At 65.6% G+C, this 17582-nt stretch carries 20 protein-coding genes; 11 read left to right on the forward strand and 9 right to left on the reverse strand.

The features are described from left to right. Window positions 1-39 precede the first annotated feature (39 nt). From ACRVY7_RS02155 to mrf, 3 genes are all read right to left on the reverse strand, one after another. Window positions 40-2004 (reverse strand): HNH endonuclease signature motif containing protein, encoded by a 1965-nt coding sequence (locus ACRVY7_RS02155; RefSeq protein WP_431815820.1) that lies wholly within the window; start codon window positions 2002-2004, stop codon window positions 40-42. Between the two features lie 146 nt (window positions 2005-2150). Continuing rightward, the gene (locus ACRVY7_RS02160; protein ID WP_431815821.1) at window positions 2151-2438 is read right to left on the reverse strand and encodes a type B 50S ribosomal protein L31; all 288 of its coding nucleotides are present in this window, start codon (window positions 2436-2438) and stop codon (window positions 2151-2153) included. Next, window positions 2435-3772 (reverse strand): ribosome hibernation factor-recruiting GTPase MRF, encoded by a 1338-nt coding sequence (gene mrf, locus ACRVY7_RS02165; RefSeq protein WP_431815822.1) that lies wholly within the window; start codon window positions 3770-3772, stop codon window positions 2435-2437. The genes ACRVY7_RS02160 and mrf overlap by 4 nt, the downstream gene beginning before the upstream one ends. A gap of 165 nt (window positions 3773-3937) precedes the next feature. Here mrf and rpmB point away from each other — a divergent pair, with 165 nt between their 5' ends. The 4 genes from rpmB to rpsR all read left to right on the forward strand — a co-directional run bounded on the left by rpmB (window position 3938) and on the right by rpsR (window position 4979). Beyond that, complete coding sequence (rpmB, locus tag ACRVY7_RS02170) at window positions 3938-4174, forward strand: 50S ribosomal protein L28 (RefSeq protein ID WP_431815823.1); 237 nt, start codon at window positions 3938-3940, stop codon at window positions 4172-4174. Beyond that, the gene (rpmG, locus tag ACRVY7_RS02175) at window positions 4174-4338 is read left to right on the forward strand and encodes a 50S ribosomal protein L33 (protein ID WP_005179659.1); all 165 of its coding nucleotides are present in this window, start codon (window positions 4174-4176) and stop codon (window positions 4336-4338) included. The genes rpmB and rpmG overlap by 1 nt, the downstream gene beginning before the upstream one ends. Next, on the forward strand, window positions 4338-4643 hold the full coding sequence (rpsN, locus tag ACRVY7_RS02180; RefSeq protein ID WP_431815824.1) for a 30S ribosomal protein S14: 306 nt from the start codon (window positions 4338-4340) through the stop codon (window positions 4641-4643). The genes rpmG and rpsN overlap by 1 nt, the downstream gene beginning before the upstream one ends. Window positions 4644-4721: 78 nt before the next feature. Next, window positions 4722-4979 carry a 30S ribosomal protein S18 gene (gene rpsR, locus ACRVY7_RS02185; RefSeq protein ID WP_431815825.1) on the forward strand — a complete coding sequence of 86 codons (258 nt, stop codon included), beginning with the start codon at window positions 4722-4724 and terminating at the stop codon, window positions 4977-4979. 83 nt (window positions 4980-5062) lie between these two features. Here the strand turns inward: rpsR and ACRVY7_RS02190 are convergent, their stop codons facing one another. Continuing rightward, complete coding sequence (locus ACRVY7_RS02190; protein WP_331436649.1) at window positions 5063-6904, reverse strand: cation:proton antiporter; 1842 nt, start codon at window positions 6902-6904, stop codon at window positions 5063-5065. Between the two features lie 177 nt (window positions 6905-7081). On the opposite strand from ACRVY7_RS02190, the gene ACRVY7_RS02195 reads away from it, so the two are divergent. The 4 genes from ACRVY7_RS02195 (at window position 7082) to ACRVY7_RS02210 (ending at window position 11151) form a co-directional block, all read left to right on the forward strand. After that, window positions 7082-8101 (forward strand): AurF N-oxygenase family protein, encoded by a 1020-nt coding sequence (locus tag ACRVY7_RS02195; protein ID WP_431815826.1) that lies wholly within the window; start codon window positions 7082-7084, stop codon window positions 8099-8101. A 47-nt stretch (window positions 8102-8148) separates the two neighbouring features. Next, window positions 8149-9699, forward strand: coding sequence for a 4Fe-4S binding protein (locus ACRVY7_RS02200; protein ID WP_431815827.1), 1551 nt, complete (start codon window positions 8149-8151; stop codon window positions 9697-9699). A 17-nt stretch (window positions 9700-9716) separates the two neighbouring features. Next, the gene (locus tag ACRVY7_RS02205; RefSeq protein WP_064868054.1) at window positions 9717-10223 is read left to right on the forward strand and encodes a hypothetical protein; all 507 of its coding nucleotides are present in this window, start codon (window positions 9717-9719) and stop codon (window positions 10221-10223) included. A 109-nt stretch (window positions 10224-10332) separates the two neighbouring features. Further along, a complete protein-coding gene (locus ACRVY7_RS02210) occupies window positions 10333-11151 on the forward strand; it encodes a hypothetical protein (protein WP_431815828.1) in 819 nt (272 codons plus the stop codon). On the opposite strand, the gene ACRVY7_RS02215 is transcribed toward ACRVY7_RS02210, so the two are convergent. Together ACRVY7_RS02215 and ACRVY7_RS02220 are read right to left on the reverse strand one after the other, a co-directional pair. After that, the gene (locus ACRVY7_RS02215) at window positions 11123-12628 is read right to left on the reverse strand and encodes a DEAD/DEAH box helicase (RefSeq protein WP_431815829.1); all 1506 of its coding nucleotides are present in this window, start codon (window positions 12626-12628) and stop codon (window positions 11123-11125) included. The two genes, ACRVY7_RS02210 and ACRVY7_RS02215, sit on opposite strands and share 29 nt — an antisense overlap. 278 nt (window positions 12629-12906) lie before the next feature. Beyond that, the gene (locus tag ACRVY7_RS02220; RefSeq protein WP_431815830.1) at window positions 12907-13545 is read right to left on the reverse strand and encodes a helix-turn-helix domain-containing protein; all 639 of its coding nucleotides are present in this window, start codon (window positions 13543-13545) and stop codon (window positions 12907-12909) included. A gap of 18 nt (window positions 13546-13563) precedes the next feature. Between ACRVY7_RS02220 and ACRVY7_RS02225 the strand changes: the two genes are divergently transcribed. From ACRVY7_RS02225 to ACRVY7_RS02235, 3 genes are all read left to right on the forward strand, one after another. After that, complete coding sequence (locus tag ACRVY7_RS02225) at window positions 13564-14373, forward strand: AzlC family ABC transporter permease (protein WP_431815831.1); 810 nt, start codon at window positions 13564-13566, stop codon at window positions 14371-14373. Then, window positions 14370-14693, forward strand: a complete 324-nt coding sequence (locus ACRVY7_RS02230; protein WP_431815832.1) for an AzlD domain-containing protein — start codon at window positions 14370-14372, stop codon at window positions 14691-14693. The genes ACRVY7_RS02225 and ACRVY7_RS02230 overlap by 4 nt, the downstream gene beginning before the upstream one ends. A gap of 178 nt (window positions 14694-14871) precedes the next feature. Continuing rightward, window positions 14872-16077, forward strand: a complete 1206-nt coding sequence (locus ACRVY7_RS02235; RefSeq protein ID WP_431815833.1) for an arylsulfotransferase family protein — start codon at window positions 14872-14874, stop codon at window positions 16075-16077. A 34-nt stretch (window positions 16078-16111) separates the two neighbouring features. Here the strand turns inward: ACRVY7_RS02235 and ACRVY7_RS02240 are convergent, their stop codons facing one another. From ACRVY7_RS02240 to ACRVY7_RS02250, 3 genes are read right to left on the reverse strand one after another with little or no spacing between them, the layout of a single operon-like run. Beyond that, a complete protein-coding gene (locus tag ACRVY7_RS02240) occupies window positions 16112-16738 on the reverse strand; it encodes a maleylpyruvate isomerase family mycothiol-dependent enzyme (RefSeq protein WP_431815834.1) in 627 nt (208 codons plus the stop codon). Then, a complete protein-coding gene (locus tag ACRVY7_RS02245; protein ID WP_431815835.1) occupies window positions 16735-17187 on the reverse strand; it encodes an SRPBCC family protein in 453 nt (150 codons plus the stop codon). Before ACRVY7_RS02245 ends, ACRVY7_RS02240 begins: the two co-directional genes overlap by 4 nt. Further along, window positions 17180-17518 carry an ArsR/SmtB family transcription factor gene (locus tag ACRVY7_RS02250; protein ID WP_431815836.1) on the reverse strand — a complete coding sequence of 113 codons (339 nt, stop codon included), beginning with the start codon at window positions 17516-17518 and terminating at the stop codon, window positions 17180-17182. Before ACRVY7_RS02250 ends, ACRVY7_RS02245 begins: the two co-directional genes overlap by 8 nt. Window positions 17519-17582 lie beyond the last annotated feature (64 nt).

Here is a 17582-nt window from a genome sequence, read left to right on the forward strand (position 1 = left end):
GCCAGCCAGGTTGGCGCGTGGTACTGGTCGCCGCGGTGGTCAGGCGGCGTCGGCCAACGGTGGGCCGACGCCGTGGGGTGTGAGGGGGTCGCCCGGTGGAGCTGGACCTGTCGGCGTGCCCGGGATTGTGGGCGGGTTGGGGTCTGTGGGCGGCTCGGGGTCGAGTTCGAGTGGCCTGGTTAGGTTCCATCGGATGTCGACCCGCCTGCCGAGAGGCCGAGTATCAGCGGAAGGCATCCCATCCGCCAGCGCGAGTTCGACGCCGGTGAGCGTCTGACGTGCCACCTGCCTGCTCGGCGAGTCTGGCACCGAGGACGGCGACACCATCCAGCCATGCACTGCGTCCGCGACGATCTCGGCGCCGGCCGTGTCCGCAGCGGCGCCCGCTGTCCTGGCTGTGTCCGCCTCGATCTCGGCGTCGCCTCTGCCTGTTGCTCGCGCGCCGATCTCGGTAACCGTCGCGTCTGTACCTGACCCGGTGGCGCGTGCAGCCGCTGCAGCGTCGGTGCTGGCGTGTTCGGCGGCGAGGTAGTCGCGGAAGTCGGCTTTGACGTCCGCGATGCGGTTGATGCGTTCGGGATTCTCCGGCATGCCGGGCTTGGCGTTGAGCCGCCAGGCAACCCGCCCGGTGTCGGGGCCGTCGGTGATCATGCGTGTCGTGAACTGCCCTGGTTTCGTGCCAACTCTCCGGTTGTGTACATCGCAGGCGGGAACCAACTGGTCGATATCGGTGAGTCCGCCGTCGGCCCAGTCTTTCGCAGCGTGATGCATCTGCACCCGTGAAGCGGGCTGGTTACAGCCCGGTGCCGAACACATCTTTCCGCCGGGTGAGGCGAACGAGGCGAGTCGTTGTCCGAGTGACGCGATCCGCTTCGACCGCCCCAGGTAGAGCGGCACGCCGGTGTGTTCACCGAACACCGCCAAATACTGGCTCGCGCCACTCGCTGCGGCCATCGAGATGAGGTCTTGTATGGGCAGCAGTGTTCCGGACGTGGTCTGTGCGATCCCCGCCTGCTCTTCGAGTTCCTGCAGGCTGGTGGTGACGATGACCTGGATCGGTAATCCGCGGTGGGTGTTGCCGAGCATGCCGGATTCCAACACCTGGCCGAGTAGGGCGGAGAAGGCGTCGTGGTTGCGTTGCGCGGGTGAGCGTTCATCACGCAGGGCGGCCGCTGCGACCTGTTCTGCATTCGCGGTGGTGATCGGCCCGACCGGCGAGTCGGGGTCGTCGGGGTTATTCATGCCGGGTTTGGCCCACGCGTCGAGCACGGTGTCGAGGCGTGCGCGGGCGATCGGATCGAGATCGGCGGTCAACCGCGACATGAGTTGCGCGTTCTGCCGGTTCACCCACAACCGGCGTCGACGCTTACGGTCCTTCGAGGTGGTCAGCGTCCCATCCGGATCCAGATGGGCAAGTAGCCGTGAACCGAGGTTGGTGATTTCGGCAGGCGTGAACTGGACCGCATACCCAGCCATCTGCGCTTCGGCAGCAGATTTCGTCTCGGCCGACACCTCACCGGGGATCGCCTCCAACACCTCGAGTACCGCCCGGACATGTGCGCCGGCGACCCGACCTTCCACCACATAGCCGGCCAACGTGGGACACGACGGTGGTAGGCGGTCGCCGCAGATCGTGGTGAACGACCCAGTCGCGGCGATCACCCGATGCCGCGCAGCCGGATCACCGATATGCAGGCCATGCCCCATGAAATTGCGAATATCGCGGAAACCCAGAGCGCGGGGCAGATCCCGGTCGGAGGCCTCCACAATCAAGCGATCCGTCACCGCGCCCGCAGTCCGCAACGCCAACCGTTCGGCCTCAGCAGTGGCTTCCACCAGCGCCGCATCGGACACCAGCGACACATCGACGGCAGCTAACTCATCCAACACCGCGGCAAGCCGTGACAGTTTCTCCGCCACCACCGCATCCGCCGACCCCACCGCAGCAGCGGCCAAAGCCGAAGGCGCGCCACCGCCCTGAACGCCATTGCTGTTGCTGTTCACGTGCCGCCACCCCCGCCCCACGTCATATCGAATATGCGTTCTACATTACCCGACAATACCGACAGCGTCGAGGAATTCTCGAACACAAGATCGAATCTGTGGAGACTCGTCGTAACGGACAATCCCGAGCGCGCGCAGCCGCTCTTCTACCGAACCCCTCCCCTTCCCGATGAACCCCTGCCCGATGCGCCCTTCGCTGCATACTTCCGCCGGAAACGTTCGACGCGCCCCTCCGTGTCGACGACGCGTGCGGTGCCCGTCCACAGCGGATGCGACGCGCTCGTGATGTCGACGATGATCAGCGGATAGTGTTGTCCGTCATGCCATTCCACGGTCTGCGTCGACGTCGAGGTCGACCGGGTGAGGAACTGCGTGCCGGTCGCGGCGTCGCGGAAGACGACCGGGTGGTAGTTGGGATGGATGCCAGATTTCATGGGAGATCCCCTTTCTCGGAATCGTTGTGCTGTTGATCGGTGTCGAGGCCGTCAGTGATGGAGAGCAATCCGGACCCGGGAGGCGTGCTGTCGGCGCAGGGGTCCCCGTGCCGGGTGCCGAACGGGTCGTCGTACTCGCGCCAGGCATCCGGCCCCTCCGCCATTTCGACGTCGGTGAGCGTGGCGGCGTTCAATGCCTCGACAATCTCGGTGACGTCCGCGCGGTGCGTCAAGATCGTCAGCGCGTTGTGACGGTCACCGAATACCTCGTCCCACCGAAGCGCCGCCATCGCGAGGCGCGTCTCCTCGACGTCGGCGCGCTCGTCGGCCGACATCGCCGCGACCCACTGTCCGGCCTCCTCGACCCGTAGCGCCCCGCCGGCGGCCTCCAGCCAGAACACGTCGTCGAATCGCGTTGCCAGCCAGATTCGGCCGCGGGAGCAGATGACACCGTCGAGCAGGTGGTCGAGGGCGTCGTGCAGTCGCGTCGGATGGAAGGGGCGGTCGCTCTCGAATACGGCCATCGACACGCCACATTCGGTGGTCAGCGGTGGAGTCCCGCGCAGCAGCGGGTCATGCGGACCGAAGACTGCGCCGCGTCGGGCGGTCGGGCCGATCGCGCGCAGCAACTGGATCAGGGTGCCCGGCCGGATGGGTCGTTGAGGCAGCTCCATCACGATCGGAGCGCCGGGCGCGAGGCGACGCAAGACCTCCATCAGCCTCGCCGACGACCACGCGTCGCGAAACGCCGGGTCGGCGCCCGCGAGTACCAGCGCGTCGGCGAAGGCGACCTGACCGACCGCCACCTGCGCAAGGGTGCGATCGTCCTCGGCCACAGCCGAATCCCACTTAGCAGACCACTCGACAAGCCCAGCTTCGCCGAGGGTGATGTCACCACTCGCGGCGTCGAGCCACTCCATCTCCGACACGCACGCGATCGTCGCGTCGACGACGACGTCGTATCCCGCGGGAGCGTCGACGAATCCAGGCATGTCAGAGCAGACGACATGCTCGATCGACCAGCACAACGACTCGGGTTCGATGAGTGGATCGAGTTGCAGCACAATACGTTCCACCGTTGATCGCTGGTGCAGTCGACGCAGCAGCGGGAGCAGGTCGATCCGTAGCGTGCACGACACGCACCCGTGCTCGAGCGAGATCTCGCGAATGTCGGTGCGCTCGACGCCGTCGAGGTCGATCGAGCGGGTCGTGCGCAGCACCCGACCACTGGGCAGCGACGAGAGGTCGTGGTGGACCAGCGTGGTCCCTGCCATCGCGAGCGCGTCCACGGTCCGCGCCACCGCTCCCCTGTCGAGCCCGGTGACCAGCGTCATCGGAGTGCGCGGCCTCGACGGCCGGCGTCGAGCATCAGTTGGATCGGCCTGCACAGCATCGCCCCTTCACTCTAAATTATTGGCAACGATTTCCATTTAGTGTGCCGCCACGTTAGCGTGGAATACCGCACTAACGCCAATCGTTTCCAACAAGGAGGTTGTGCCGTGGCAGCACGATGTCAGGTCACCGGGGGAACGCCGGGGTTCGGCAATCAGGTGTCGCACTCGCACCGAAGGACCTCACGTCGCTGGAACCCCAACATCCAACGACGCCGCTACTACCTGCCCAGCGAACGACGTTTCGTGACGCTCGACGTGAGCGCCAAGGGCATCAAGACCATCGACCACAAGGGCATCGAGGCCGTGGTCGCACAGATACGCGCACGAGGAGAGAAAGTCTGATGGCTCGCAACGAGATCCGACCCATAGTCAAACTCCGGTCAACCGCCGGAACCGGCTACACCTATGTCACCCGCAAGAACCGCCGCAACGACCCCGACCGCATGGTGATCCGCAAGTACGACCCGATCGCCAAGCGTCACACCGAGTTCCGCGAGGATCGCTGATGGCCAAGAAATCCAAGATCATCCGCAACGAGCAGCGTCGTGAGACCGTGGCCCGCTTCGCCGAACGACGTTCGGCACTGAAGCGCACCATCGTCGACGCCGCCGCAACACCCGAAGAGCGTGCACAGGCCCAACGCGACCTGCAGGCACTGCCCCGCAACGCGAGCCCGACGCGCGTCCGCAACCGCGACGTCGTCGACGGCCGCCCGCGCGGCTACGTCGGCAAGGCAGGCGTGTCGCGCGTCCGCTTCCGCGAACTCGCCCACCGCGGCGAACTACCGGGCATACACAAGTCGAGTTGGTGAGTACCGTCGGGTGTGGGCGCTCACAGCGTCCGCACCCTGCGGCCAACCACCCATCACCCACTACAGAGGACTTCACCCATGGCGAAGCGAGCACCGCGTCGGCCACGGCCAGGCGCCGACACCAAGCCCAAGCAGACCCGCAATCAGCTCAACGCGCTCGACATCACCGACGTCGACTACAAAGACGTGAACCTGCTGCGCAAGTTCCTGTCCGACCGCGGCAAGATCCGCAGCCGACGCGTCACGGGACTGACCCCGCAGCAACAGCGCCAGGTGGCCACCGCCATCCGCAACGCGCGTGAGATGGCGTTGTTGCCCTTCGTTTCTCAGCGCTGACCCTTCGCCACTCCTGAGCGTTCAGTTCCGGTTGCCCACAGTCGCGGTATCCGCGCGTCTGGGCAACCGGCACATTCAGCGAGTCACGACCCACGCTGCATGTCGAGGCTGATCTCCTCGGCGTCGAGTTGCCCGAGCGCGCGGCTCAGCGCCGACGAGCTGTACGTTCCCTGGCTACGCAGCGTGAGCAACTTCTTGCGCTGCGCGGCGATGATCTCGCGGCGGGTCCGGCGGATCTGCACGCGTTCTTCAAAGTTGAGGCCGTACGGCGTACTGGCGCCCGCGGGCACCACACCGCTCTGCGGATCGTCGGAATCACCGGCATCCGAAACGGCGTCGGCGTCCTCATCGGCCTCGCGGCTGACCTGTTCGAGTCGTGGTCGCAACCACGGGATCTGTCTGACCGTCTCGGACTCAGCCATCACTTTCTGGGCGGTCGCGTCCAGTTCTGCCCGAAGCCGTCGACGTTCGGCGAGCATCGATTCGGTGTCGTCGCCGATCTTGAGCTTGCGGATCAACCACGGAAGCGTGCCGCCCTGGATCAGCAACGACGCCGCCGCAACCACGAACGCGACGAGTACCAGCAGCGGCCTACTCGGGGTATCGTCCGGCAGCGTCTGTGCCGCGGCCACAGTCACCACGCCGCGCATTCCGGCCCACACCACGATCGCCGACTCCTTCGGCCCCAGCGGCGCTTCGGTGTAGTAGTCGATGTCGGCGAGTGTGCGCGTGATCCGCGAATTGATGCGGGCCGCGGTGTCCGTGGAGACGGGCGGCATGTCGCCTGCCGCGAGTCGAGTGGTGTCGCGGTGGCGGCGGCGTCGAAACGCCCTGCGCCACCACTGCCGACTCCGACGTTCCTGATCGCGGTCGATGTCGGCGCTCGGCGTCACCGAGAAATCCGCGAGCATCGGGCGGATCTGATCGCCGCGTCGTCGCTTCCTGTCGAGCCACCATGCCAGCGGCACGACGTACAGCGCCCGCACGAGCAGCGCGACGCCCAACACCGACAGCCCGATCCACACCGCGTTCGGCACGCCCTCGTGGTCGTTGTGGACGTCGGACATGAGGGTGAAGAGCTCCAGACCCATCAGCAGGAACACCGCGCCCTCGGCGATCAGCTCGACGACGTGCCAGTTCTGCATGTCCGAGATGCGGTGCTGCGGCGTGAGATATTTGACCGCGCCTGCGCCGGTGATCAGACCCGCGGTCACCGCGGCGACGAGACCCGACGCTCCGATCGCCTCCGCGGGCACGTACGCGATGTAGGGAACAGTGAACGAGATCGCCGTGTTGGCGGTGGCGTCGCGCATCCGCGATCGCACCCACAGGTTGGCGACGCCCACCGCTGCGCCGATGGCCACCGCGCCCGCCACCGCGAAGACGAAGTTCAACGCCACGCCCCAGAACGAGATCGTGGCCGCGGTCGCCGCTACCGCGGCCCGCAGGAGCACCAGCGCCGACGCGTCGTTGAGCATGCTCTCGCCCTCGAGCACGGCGACGACGCGCGACGGTACGCCCATTCGCTTGGCGATCGACGTCGCCACCGCGTCGGTGGGACTCACGATCGCACCCAGCGCGACACCCGTTGCCAGCGAGATACCCGGCACCACAAGCGTCAAGAACCACCCGACGACCACGGCACTGAGGATCACCAGCACCACCGACAGTGTGCTGATCGCGGTGAAGTCCCTACGGAAGTCCATCGTCGGCATGCCGATGGCCGCCGAATACAGCAGCGGGGGAAGCACTCCGACCAGAATCCACTCGGGATCGACGTGGAACGCGGGTACGAACGGCATGATGCCGATGACCGCGCCGACGAAAACCAGGACCAGGGGCGCCGGAATCCGCAGGCGAGGAGCGATGTCGGTCACCAGCGCGATGAAGAGAACCGCTGCAACGACGATCAGCACTTTTTCCATCGCGTCCGCCCCTTCCAGGGTCTGTCGCCGGCCACCGAAGAACACTTCCACCGAAAACTGTGCCATTGGCTGTTGACAACAATTTCGGTGCCACTTACCGTCGAAAGCCTACGGTGTGACACCCCACACTGTCGGTTGCGCTCAAGCACCGAATGCATCTCGCGGAAGGCAGTTCTCATGACGAAGGCACTGAGGTACGACCCCGACGAGACGGTGTCGATCGACGCCCAGCACGGCCTCCCGCGCGCTGAGTACGAGCAGGTCCTCGACGACCTCTCGTCGGCGTCGGTTCATCGAAACTTCGACCCGTACCTCGACATCGATTGGGACGCTCCCGACATGGCCGTCGTGCCCGATGATCCGCGATGGGTGCTCAACTACGAGGTCGATCCGATCGGCCGCCACCCCTGGTATCAGGAACAGCCGCTCGACAAGCAGATCCGCATCGGCATGTGGCGACAGGCGAACGTCGCGAAGGTCGGGTTGCAGTTCGAGTCGATCCTGATCCGCGGCCTGATGCAGTACAGCTTCAAATTGCCCAACGGCGCCAAGGAATTTCGCTACACCACGCACGAATCGAAAGAGGAGTGCAACCACACACTGATGTTCCAGGAACTGGTCAACCGTATCGGCATGGACGTTCCGGGCGCCAAACTCGGCTACCGACTGATCTCTCCCGTGGTGCCGCTGGTATCCACGACGTTCCCCACCATCTTCTTCTTCGGCATCCTCGGCGGCGAGGAACCCATCGATCACCTCCAAAAAGACTTCCTGCGCACGCGTTCCGACCTCCACCCCGCGATGGCGGCCGTCATGCAACTACACGTCGCCGAAGAAGCACGGCACATCTCGTTCGCGCACCATCACCTCCGCGAGAACGTCGCCCGTAAGGGCCGTTTCCAGCGTTTCGGGCTGTCGCTGATGTTCCCCCTGGCCATGCGCATCCTGCTCGGTGCGATCATGGTTCCGCCGCGCGGATTCAGGAATGAATTCGACGTCCCGCGCGAGGTGATGCGCGACATCTTCTGGCGCGCCGAGTCGTCGAAGCGAGTGCGCCGCAACGTGTTCGGCGATGTACGGATGCTCGCCGAGCAGTGCGGCCTGATGAATCCGGCCTCGCGCGCGATGTGGCGAGCCCTCGGCATCTCGGGCCGCTCGTCGCGGTTCCGCAGCGAGCCGACCTACACCGCGGCCTGAACCCGATCACTTCGCTTCTGCCACCGAAAGAGTAACGGGCCCAACACATGCCACATGTCGTGACCCAGTCGTGCTGCGGCGACGCCTCGTGCGTCTACGCGTGCCCCGTCAACTGCATCCACCCGACACCGGACGAGCCGGACTTCGCGACGTCGGAGATGCTCTACATCGATCCGACGACCTGCGTCGACTGCGGGGCATGTGTCAGTGCGTGCCCGGTCGGGGCGATCGTTCCTTCTCATCGAATCCCGTTGGGGCAGGGGCGTTTTACCGACATCAACGCGCTCGCCTACGCCGCCGACGGACAGCTCGGTCTCACCGACGCACGGTTCCCCGTCGACCCCGTGCAGCGACTTCCACTCGCACCGATCGAGCACCCGCGGGCACTCGGCATCGAAGAGCCCGTGTCCGTGGGCATCGTCGGATCGGGGCCGTCGGCGATGTATGCGGCCGACGATCTGCTCCGCCACCGCTCGGTGTCGGTGACGATCTACGAACGCCTCCGACGCCCCTTCGGCCTCGCGCGCTTCGGCGTCGCCCCGGATCACACCCGAACCCGACAGGTCATCGACCTGTTCGACGACGTCGCCCGCAATCCCCGAGTCGAGATCCTTCTCGACACCGAGGTCGGCCGCGACATCACGCTCGACGACCTGCGCGCACGGCATCACGCCGTGATCTGGGCGGGAGGTGCGCCGACGGATCGTCGCCTCGAGATCGAGAAGATCGACGCTCCCGGCGTCGGATCGGCCACGTCGTTCGTCGGTTGGTACAACGGCCATCCCGACTTCGTCTCGCTCGATCCCGACCTGTCGCACCGCGGTGCGGTCGTGGTCGGAAATGGCAACGTCGCGCTCGACGTCGCGCGCATCCTCGTCGGAGGTGCGGGCCGCCTGGCCGAGACGTCGATCGCGCCTCGTGCACTTGCCGCGCTTGCGTCGTCGTCGATCGAGCAGGTCACCGTGCTCGGGCGTCGAGGTCCGGAGCATGCCGCCTTCACAATGCCCGAACTCGTCGGCCTCGTCGACAACGGTGTGCGAGTGGTCACCGATGTCTCCGACTTCGCGGACGTCTCCTACGACGACCTCGACCCGGTGGCACGGGCCAAGCTCGAACTCCTGGCAGAACTGGCGACCGACGAGCCCGTCTCCGGTCGCCACATCCGACTCGCGTTCAACCACACACCGCAGGCGGTGTCGGTCGACGGGTCGGGGGCCGCCGATGGGCTCGTCGTCGCAAACTCGCAACGAACGGGCCTTTCCACAACGAAGACGCTTCCCGCCGGACTGATTCTCACCTCGGTCGGGTACCGCGGTCAGCCCGTCCCGGGACTTCCCTTCGACGCCGCGCGCGCAGTGATCCCGCACGACGAAGGACGCGTCGTCGACGAAGGTCGTCGCGTGCCGGGCATGTACGTGACCGGCTGGATCAAGCGCGGGCCGTCGGGCTTCATCGGTACCAACAAGACCGACTCCGGCGAGACCGTCGCCTCGTTGTTGGCCGACCTCGAAGCCGGCCTGTTGCCGAGACCGACCCGGGGATCGAAGCGCAGACCGACGCGGGGGTCGCGCGCAACGCTCGTCCGGGCCGGGCGCTGATCGGTAGATTTGCGGGCATGAGCCCTTCGAAGCCGACTCAACACGCCGAATACAACCGCACGACGACCGAGGCCAACCTGCCACTGCTCGCGACGGAAATGCGCCTCGGACTCCGCGAGTACGTCAAGGACGAGGGACTAGAACTTGACGATCAGTCCCCCGCGTGGGTGACGCGCAGTTCGCAGTCGGTGAAGCCGGGTCCGCTGGCGCCACAGAGCTTCGAGCCTGACACCGAGGACACCGATTTCGGGACTCTCGTCGTGCTGACGCCCGCGCATCTGATCGTCGAGGTGGTCGGGTCGAGTAAGGGGGTCGTCGTGACGTCAGTGCCATTTGCGCAGGCCACGCTATCGCCGACGGACGCGTTGTCGACCGATCCTGCCGAACGCGGGTTCACGGTGTCCGGCTTCGGCGACGCCGGGCCGCTGGGCAACACCTGTCACATCGGGCTCGGGCCAGAGTCGGAAGCCGACGACTGTTTTGCCGCTGTACGCTCCGCAATTTTGAGTGCCGCCGGTATCTGAATCGACGCAATGTCACAATTCGGTTTCCTACGTTCGAATGACACCGCCTGAGCATCGCATAGACATGCGCTCGCGAGTATCGTCATCCCGCGACGGGGGTGGCCTGGGGATGAACAACACGCTTTCACGCTTTGCCTATATCGACGCCGCACGAGCGACAGCTCAGAATTTCGTCGACCTCGTGTGCAACATCGACAATCCAGACGTGTCGCTGGGCAGGCGGTCGAAGTGGACCATCGCGGAGTGCGTCGGACACGTCGCCAGCGAGCCCTCCCGCTACCTCGAACTGGCATGTGGCGCCACGGCGTGGCCGAGCCGCCCGTCTGATCTCAAGGACATCTACGCGAAACAGATCGCGAATCTGCCCACCAGGGACGTACACAAGCTCGCACAGAGACTCGTCGACGAACTCGACGAACTACTCGACCTTGTCGGCCACTTCGGTGCGCGGGTGCCCGTCATGGCCGTCGAGGGTGACTGTCGTGGGGTCCGTGCCGACTCCGCACTGGGCATTCTGATCGGCAAGATGACCGTCCACGGCCACGACATCGCACGGGCGATCGGCGCCCACTGGGAACTCGACCCGGGCGTCGCACCGCTGGTCGCACGGGGCAGGCACCAGCTGTTGCCGTGCTGGATCGATCACCTCGGAGAATCATCGCCACCCGACGCCACATTCGAAATCCGGTTCCGCGGAACCGACGAACGCTTTGTCTACCAGTTCACCGACGGACATCTCGAGATCAACCCCGACGAGCATGTCGACCCTGATCTCTATGTGAGCGTCAAACCGGCTGCGGGCGTGCTGATCGGCTACGGCCGCATGTCGCCGATACGTGCGCTACTGACAGGACGAGCCATGGCCTGGGGTCCCAGTCCATGGCTCGCTACCCATCTTGTCAAGCGGTTCGCGCCGCTTGATGCCTGACGCGACCGCCGCCGCGCTGCTGTCCACGACTCTGCGCGTTCTGCTGACCGCGCGACTGTCCGCCGCGCGCCTGGCCTGAGCCGCGCTGGCTCGAGCCGCCCTGTCCGGAACTGCGCTGTCCGGAACTGCGCTGACCCGAACCGCCCTGCGCGGAGCCACGCTGGCCGGAGCCGCGCGAGCTCTGCGCACCGCGTCCGTCACGAGGTCCGCCGCTGCGGCGTCGTGCACCGTTGGCCCCTCCGCGACCACGTCCACCGCCGGCTCCCTGACGGGACTGTCCGGCCGGGCGGGCGGGCTCCGGTGTCGGCTCGACTCGCTCGGCGCGTGCGCCGACGAGAGCGTCGACCTCCGCCGAGCTCGGGCGCACCCGAACCGGCTTGACCTTGATCGCAGCCTTGCCGAGCAGGCCGGCAACGTCGCGACGCTGGTCCGGCAGGCACAGCGTGACGACGTCGCCCGCGTTGCCCGCACGTGCGGTGCGGCCGGAGCGGTGGAGGTACGCCTTGTGCTCGGCGGGCGGGTCGACATGGACGACGAGCTCGATGGCATCGACGTGCACACCGCGCGCGGCGACGTCGGTGGCCACGAGCACGCGCACACCGCCCTCGCCGAACGCCTTCAGGTTCCGATCACGTTGCGGCTGAGACAGATTGCCGTGCAGGTCGACGGCGGGGATGCCATCGGAGGTGAGCTTCTTGGCGAGCTTGCGCGCCTGATGCTTGGTGCGTGTGAAGAGGATTCGACGTCCCGTTCCCGATGCGAGCTCGGCGACCATGGCGTTCTTGTCGGCGTGCTCGATCTCGAAGACGTGGTGCGTCATGGCCTCGACGGGCGATGTGGCCTCGTCGACCGAGTGCATCGTCGGATTGTCGAGGAAGCGCTTGGCCAGCTTGTCGACACCGCGGTCGAGGGTGGCCGAGAAGAGCATCCGCTGTCCGTCGGCAGGTGTCGCGGCCAGGATTCGGGTCACTCCGGGAAGGAAGCCCAGGTCGGCCATGTGGTCGGCCTCGTCGATGACGGTGATCTCGACGTTGTCGAGACGAACGATGCGCTGTTGCATCAGATCTTCGAGTCGTCCGGGGCATGCGACGACGATGTCGACGCCGCGTCCGAGCGCCTGCTCCTGACGAGCCTGCTTGACGCCACCGAAGATCGTGGTCACGGTCAGGCCGACGGCCTTCGCCAGCGGCTCGACCGCGGTGGCGATCTGTGTGGCCAGCTCACGCGTCGGCGCGAGGATGAGGCCGGTGGGTGCGCCGGGGACGCGGTCGACGTCGAGCTCGGCTAGTCCGGCGACCAGCGGAATCGAAAACGCAAGTGTCTTACCGGAACCCGTACGGCCGCGCCCGAGGACGTCGCCGCCGTCGAGCGTGGCGGGAAGGGTGTCGGTCTGGATGGGGAAAGCCTCGGATTTTCCATCCGCGGCAAGGACTTTCACGATCTCGGCAGGTACGCCGAGCTCGGCAAATGTAGTCATGTAAAAGGTCTCTCTACGTGCTCATCAGCACTGCGGACCACGGTGGCCTGTGCTGTGGTGGCGAAATCGCGGGTGCGCGAAGTCGTTTCGCCGTATGAAGTCAAAGAGCGGTGGTCGACCCCGGGCTATGTGGGGGACCCGCCGCGAGAATTGCGATCTACGACGCGTTGGCTATGTCTGTGCACGCCAATATGTACACCGTACGCGAGGTCGTCCGAGTGAGCGAATCATGGTGAGCGCGGTCACGTTTGCGCTCCGAAGTGGTTGCGGCGGAAATGTCAGAAAGCTTCGCTGACCAGCACCGCGAATGTGCCGGACTCGAGCGCGTCGAAGACGTGGTCGGCATCGCCGGGATAGGAGATGAAGTCGCCGGGCAGCAGTTCCACCGGATCATCGAGAGGACCGACCAGCGCCTTCCCCGCGCACAGAACGACATGTTCGACGACGCCGCGCGCGTGCGGGCGAGACACCTTCGGCTCCCCCGGCTCGGCGCGCAGCAAGAATATGTCGCGTCGCGACGACGGCGAGGCCGCGGACAATAGCGTCGAGATGTACTCGGCTGTCGCTGACGGAATCGCCGGTCCGTCACCGAACCTGATCACCTCCACCCGGCGCGGCGGGGTGTCGACGAGGTCGGAGAAGGTCAGGCCGAGCGCCTCACTCAGCGCCCAGACGGTCTCGATGCTCGGGTTGCCAAGACCTTGCTCTAGCTGCGACAACGTCGATTTCCCGATGCCCGCACGCCGTGCGAGTTCGCCGATCGACAGGCCGACGCGAGCCCGCTCCCGCTTGAGCGCCGCCGCGATCACCGCGGTGGGACCCGACGCCGTCGACACAGCCTCGGGCCGACCAGCGGCGCCACCGAGGTGATCGTTCGACGAATCGTCCGGGTGTTCATCTTGACGAACAGTACCCATATGTTCATCATAGTGGTCATGCGTTCGTCATGGGAAACACTCGGCTACGACACGCTGCGCAGCGTCGCAGTGATGGCGATGTCGGTGTTCGTCATCGGATGCTCGTACGGCGTCGCGGGTCACAGCGCAGGGTTGAGTTGGTGGCAGATCCTGACCATCGCCTGCGTGGTGATGGCCGGTTCGAGCGAGTTCGTCTTCGTCGGCATCATCGCCACCGGCGGACTGCCCATCGTCGGCGCTCTGGCCGGCCTGCTCGTCAATACCCGCAACCTCGGCTACGGCTTGTCCGTCGGGCCGTACCTCGGCTCGGGCATGCGCCGACTTGTCGGAGCTCACATGGTGAACGACGAGACGGCTGCGCTGACCGCCGCCGCACCCGACGCTGAGCGTGCGCGTGCAGCCTTTCTGTGGTGCGGCATCGGTGTACTCGTCTCGTGGCCGGCGGGATCAGCCGTGGGTTCCGCTGCGGGGCAGATCATCTCGAGCCCCGAGACACTTGGACTCGACGCCGCGTTCCCCGCACTCTTGGCCGCACTGGCGATTTCGGCACTGCGCGCACAACGTTCCGAGCGCGGCACGCTCGGCGCGTCGCTGGCTCTGGGCGCCGTGATCGCCGTTGCCACAACGCCTTACGTCCCCGCGGGCGTCCCGGTCCTACTCGCCCTCGCCGGACTCCTGGCTGGTGTACCGCTCCCCCGCCGCGGCGCCGACCGCGCGCTGGATACTGCCGAGCGTGCGCTCCATCCCGCCGACAGTGCGCTTCCTCGTGCCGACAGTGCGCCTCGTTACGCCGAGAGTGCACTCCATACCGCTGAGCGTGCGTCGTGACGCACGGGACGCAACTGTTCATCGGCGTCGCAGTACTGGCCGCGGGTACCTATGCCCTGCGGTTGGCCGGCCCCCTGCTCCGCTCACGAATCACAGTGTCGGACAGGGTGCGCGCGCTGATCGACCGTGCCGCGCTGGTTCTCCTTGTTGCGGTCGCCGCGACAGGCGCCCTCTACGCCGGGCAAGACCTGTCGGGATGGGCGCGGCCGGCGGGAGTTGCCGCCGGGGTGGTGGCCGCACTGCTCAAGGCACCGCTGATCGTGGTGATCTTGCTGGCGGCAGGTGTTGCCGCTGGCCTCCGTGCAGCCGGCGTCGGGTGAGTTTGCTCCTACACGGGGTACGCGGCATGTACGTTATGCGCGCTTGACCCAAATCCCTTCTCCGCGAACCGGACACGACGGGACCACAGTTTCAAATCACCCCGCGTGAGAGCTTGTCATCGGCACACGAACGCCCGAAGATCGTTGAGTTCGCATCGATCTACCGAGGGACCCTCACATGCGTAAGCGCTCGACGCCGCGTCTTTTGGCCATACTCACCGCAGCCATTCTTGGACTGGGTTCGGCCGTCACGTGTGCCGCAACTGCGCAAGCGGCTCCTCGCCTTCCGACCAACCCGATCGGCACCCCGACCTACACGGTGAACGTCAACAAGCCCGGCGGACCTTCGGGATACATCTTCTACACAACGGGGTGGGCCGCAGCGGTACCGCTACCAGTCGTTCCACGCGGACTCGGCAACACCGACCAATCCGCCGTGATCGTGGACAAGACGGGTCGGGTCGTGTGGCGATACACCGTCGCCCAGGGCGGCAGTATCTCGAACTTCCGCACGCAGACCTATCAGGGACGCAAGGTGCTCACGTGGTGGGAAGGCTCCGGCCAAGGTGGTCACGGTGCGGGAGTCGACGTCATCGCCGACACCCGTGGCCACATCATCAAGAAGATCACCCCAGCGGGACTCGGCTCCGATGTCCACGAATTCCGGCTCACACCTGACGGTCGCGCACTGATCACGTCATACCACCAGGTCAGCGCCGACCTCACGTCCGTCGGTGGCCCCAAGCACGGGACGCTCCTCGATTGCGTCGCCTCGATTGTCGACGTCGCCAGTGGCCGGACACTGACCGAATGGTCTGCACTACAACATATTCCGCTCACGGCGTCGGCAGCCCGATATACCGGGCTCGGCGGCGCAGCCACCTTCGATCCGTTCCACATGAACTCGATAGTGCTCGACCCGGCCGGAAACCTGCTCATCTCTTTCCGAAACCTGAACGCCGCCTACAACATCGACGCTCGTACCGGTCAGATCCTCTGGAGCGTCGGCGGAAAGCACTCGAGCTTGCGCATGGGGCCCGGAACAGACTTCTTCGGCCAACACGACGTCGAGTACGCCGATCCCCACACAATTCGACTGTTCGACAACAACATCAACGTTGCCACCCAACTCGGCGACTCCAGCATCAAGTGGATTCGACTCGATCCCACGCGACGCACCGCGACTCTCGTTCGGCGCCAGGCACATCCCGCAGGCCTGGCCACAGCCGCCACCGGCAATGCACAAGCATTGGCCGACGGATATACCTTCGGGAGCTGGGGTACCGCCCCGCACATCTCGGAGTTCTCACCCTCGGGCGAAATGACCTACGACGCAACCCTTCCGGTCGGCACCTATCGCGCCTACCTCGACACCTGGCCGTGACCAGAATCGGCTGAGCCGCATACGCAACGCTTCATCAGCTCCTGAGGTCGAGACCACCCACCGAGCGTCCGGCGAGTAGTGCCACAAATTCGCTCGCGGGACGCGACACCACCTCGCTGCCGTCACCGACCGACCATGCAAGATCGGTGGCACGAAGCGTGCGATCACCGACGTCTACCCCGAACTGTTGACTAGCGATTCCGGCCGCGAGCGCGTTGAGGACTATCAACGTCGCTTCGTCAGACGAGCTGCGCGGCAACGTATTCGGAACGGTGATGTCGGCAGAGTGGATCACCGCGTGAGTCAGCGCGCCTGCGGCTCCACCTCCGGGTGGCGCCCACTCGGCCAGGGTGTCGCTACGCAGGTCGTCGAGTAGTTCACTGAACGGTCGGCGCGCGTCACGGTGCGCGATTGTCTGCGACAGCCTGTCGAAGTCGCCATCCACCGCCGACAGCTCCGCCATGAAGGCGGGACCGTCGTAGCGTGCCGCCATCGTCATATGTGCCACGACGTGCCGCACACTCCATCCCGCGCACAGTGTTTCGGCGTCGGCAAGAGCGGCGCCGCCGCCCAGCGACTGCGCGCCATCGTCGAGGAGATCAGCCAACGCGGACAGTTGCGGGCCGACAAGCGCCTGAAGGTCTGTGGTCGAGATGTTCATGAGGGTTCCTTCGGTTGTCGGGCAAGGTCTTCGACGTAGATGACGCCACGTTCGAGCGCCGTCTGCCAACCGGCCCTCGCTTCTGATGTGCGATATTCCGGTGGCAAACCTCGCTGATGGGTGACGACTTCTGTTGTGCCGTCGCCGAGGTCGACGAACGTCACCGACGTGAGCACCCCTGAGTCCACTTCACGCCAAGCCAAGAACCGCGGTGCCTCCACGTCGGTGTACTCAGCGCGCATCCGGTACTCCGAGCCGTCGGTGTCGTTGACCATCGTCGTTTCGAAAGCACCACCTGGGCGCAGTTCGACGACGATTCCCTCCAGCGGCGTCGACGTCCCCGTCGGACCCCAGAAGTGAGTGAGGTGTTCGGGCTCGGTCATGCACGCGAAGACGAGTTCCCTTGGGGCACGGTAGATGCGCCGCACTGTGAAAGTGTCGTCAGCCATGACCTTTTCCCTGTTCGACGATGGACGACAAGTGCTCGGAGAGCCTGTCGTGTCGGGCGATCCACTCGTCGCGACGGCCTGCGAGCCATTGCTGGGCGGCGTCGAGTCGATGGACTTCCAGATGGCACGGACGTGACGTGCCGATTCGCGTCCGTGTCACGAGGCCGGCGTCTTCGAGCACCTTGACGTGCTTGGAGATCGACTGCTGCGTGAGCGTCGACTGATCGGTGAGCTCGTTGATCGTCGCGTCGCCCCTGGTCAACGTTTCGACGATGGCCAGCCGAGTCGGGTCGGCGAGGGCAGCAAAAGTGTCGCCCAGTTGAGCTGTCATCACCACTCACTTTTCATCTTCACCACTTATTAGTTGTACAACCTCTAAGTAGTATAGAACGACG

The sequence above is a fragment of the Gordonia jacobaea genome, from assembly GCF_965344965.1.
In the GTDB taxonomy this organism is placed as follows: domain Bacteria; phylum Actinomycetota; class Actinomycetes; order Mycobacteriales; family Mycobacteriaceae; genus Gordonia; species Gordonia jacobaea.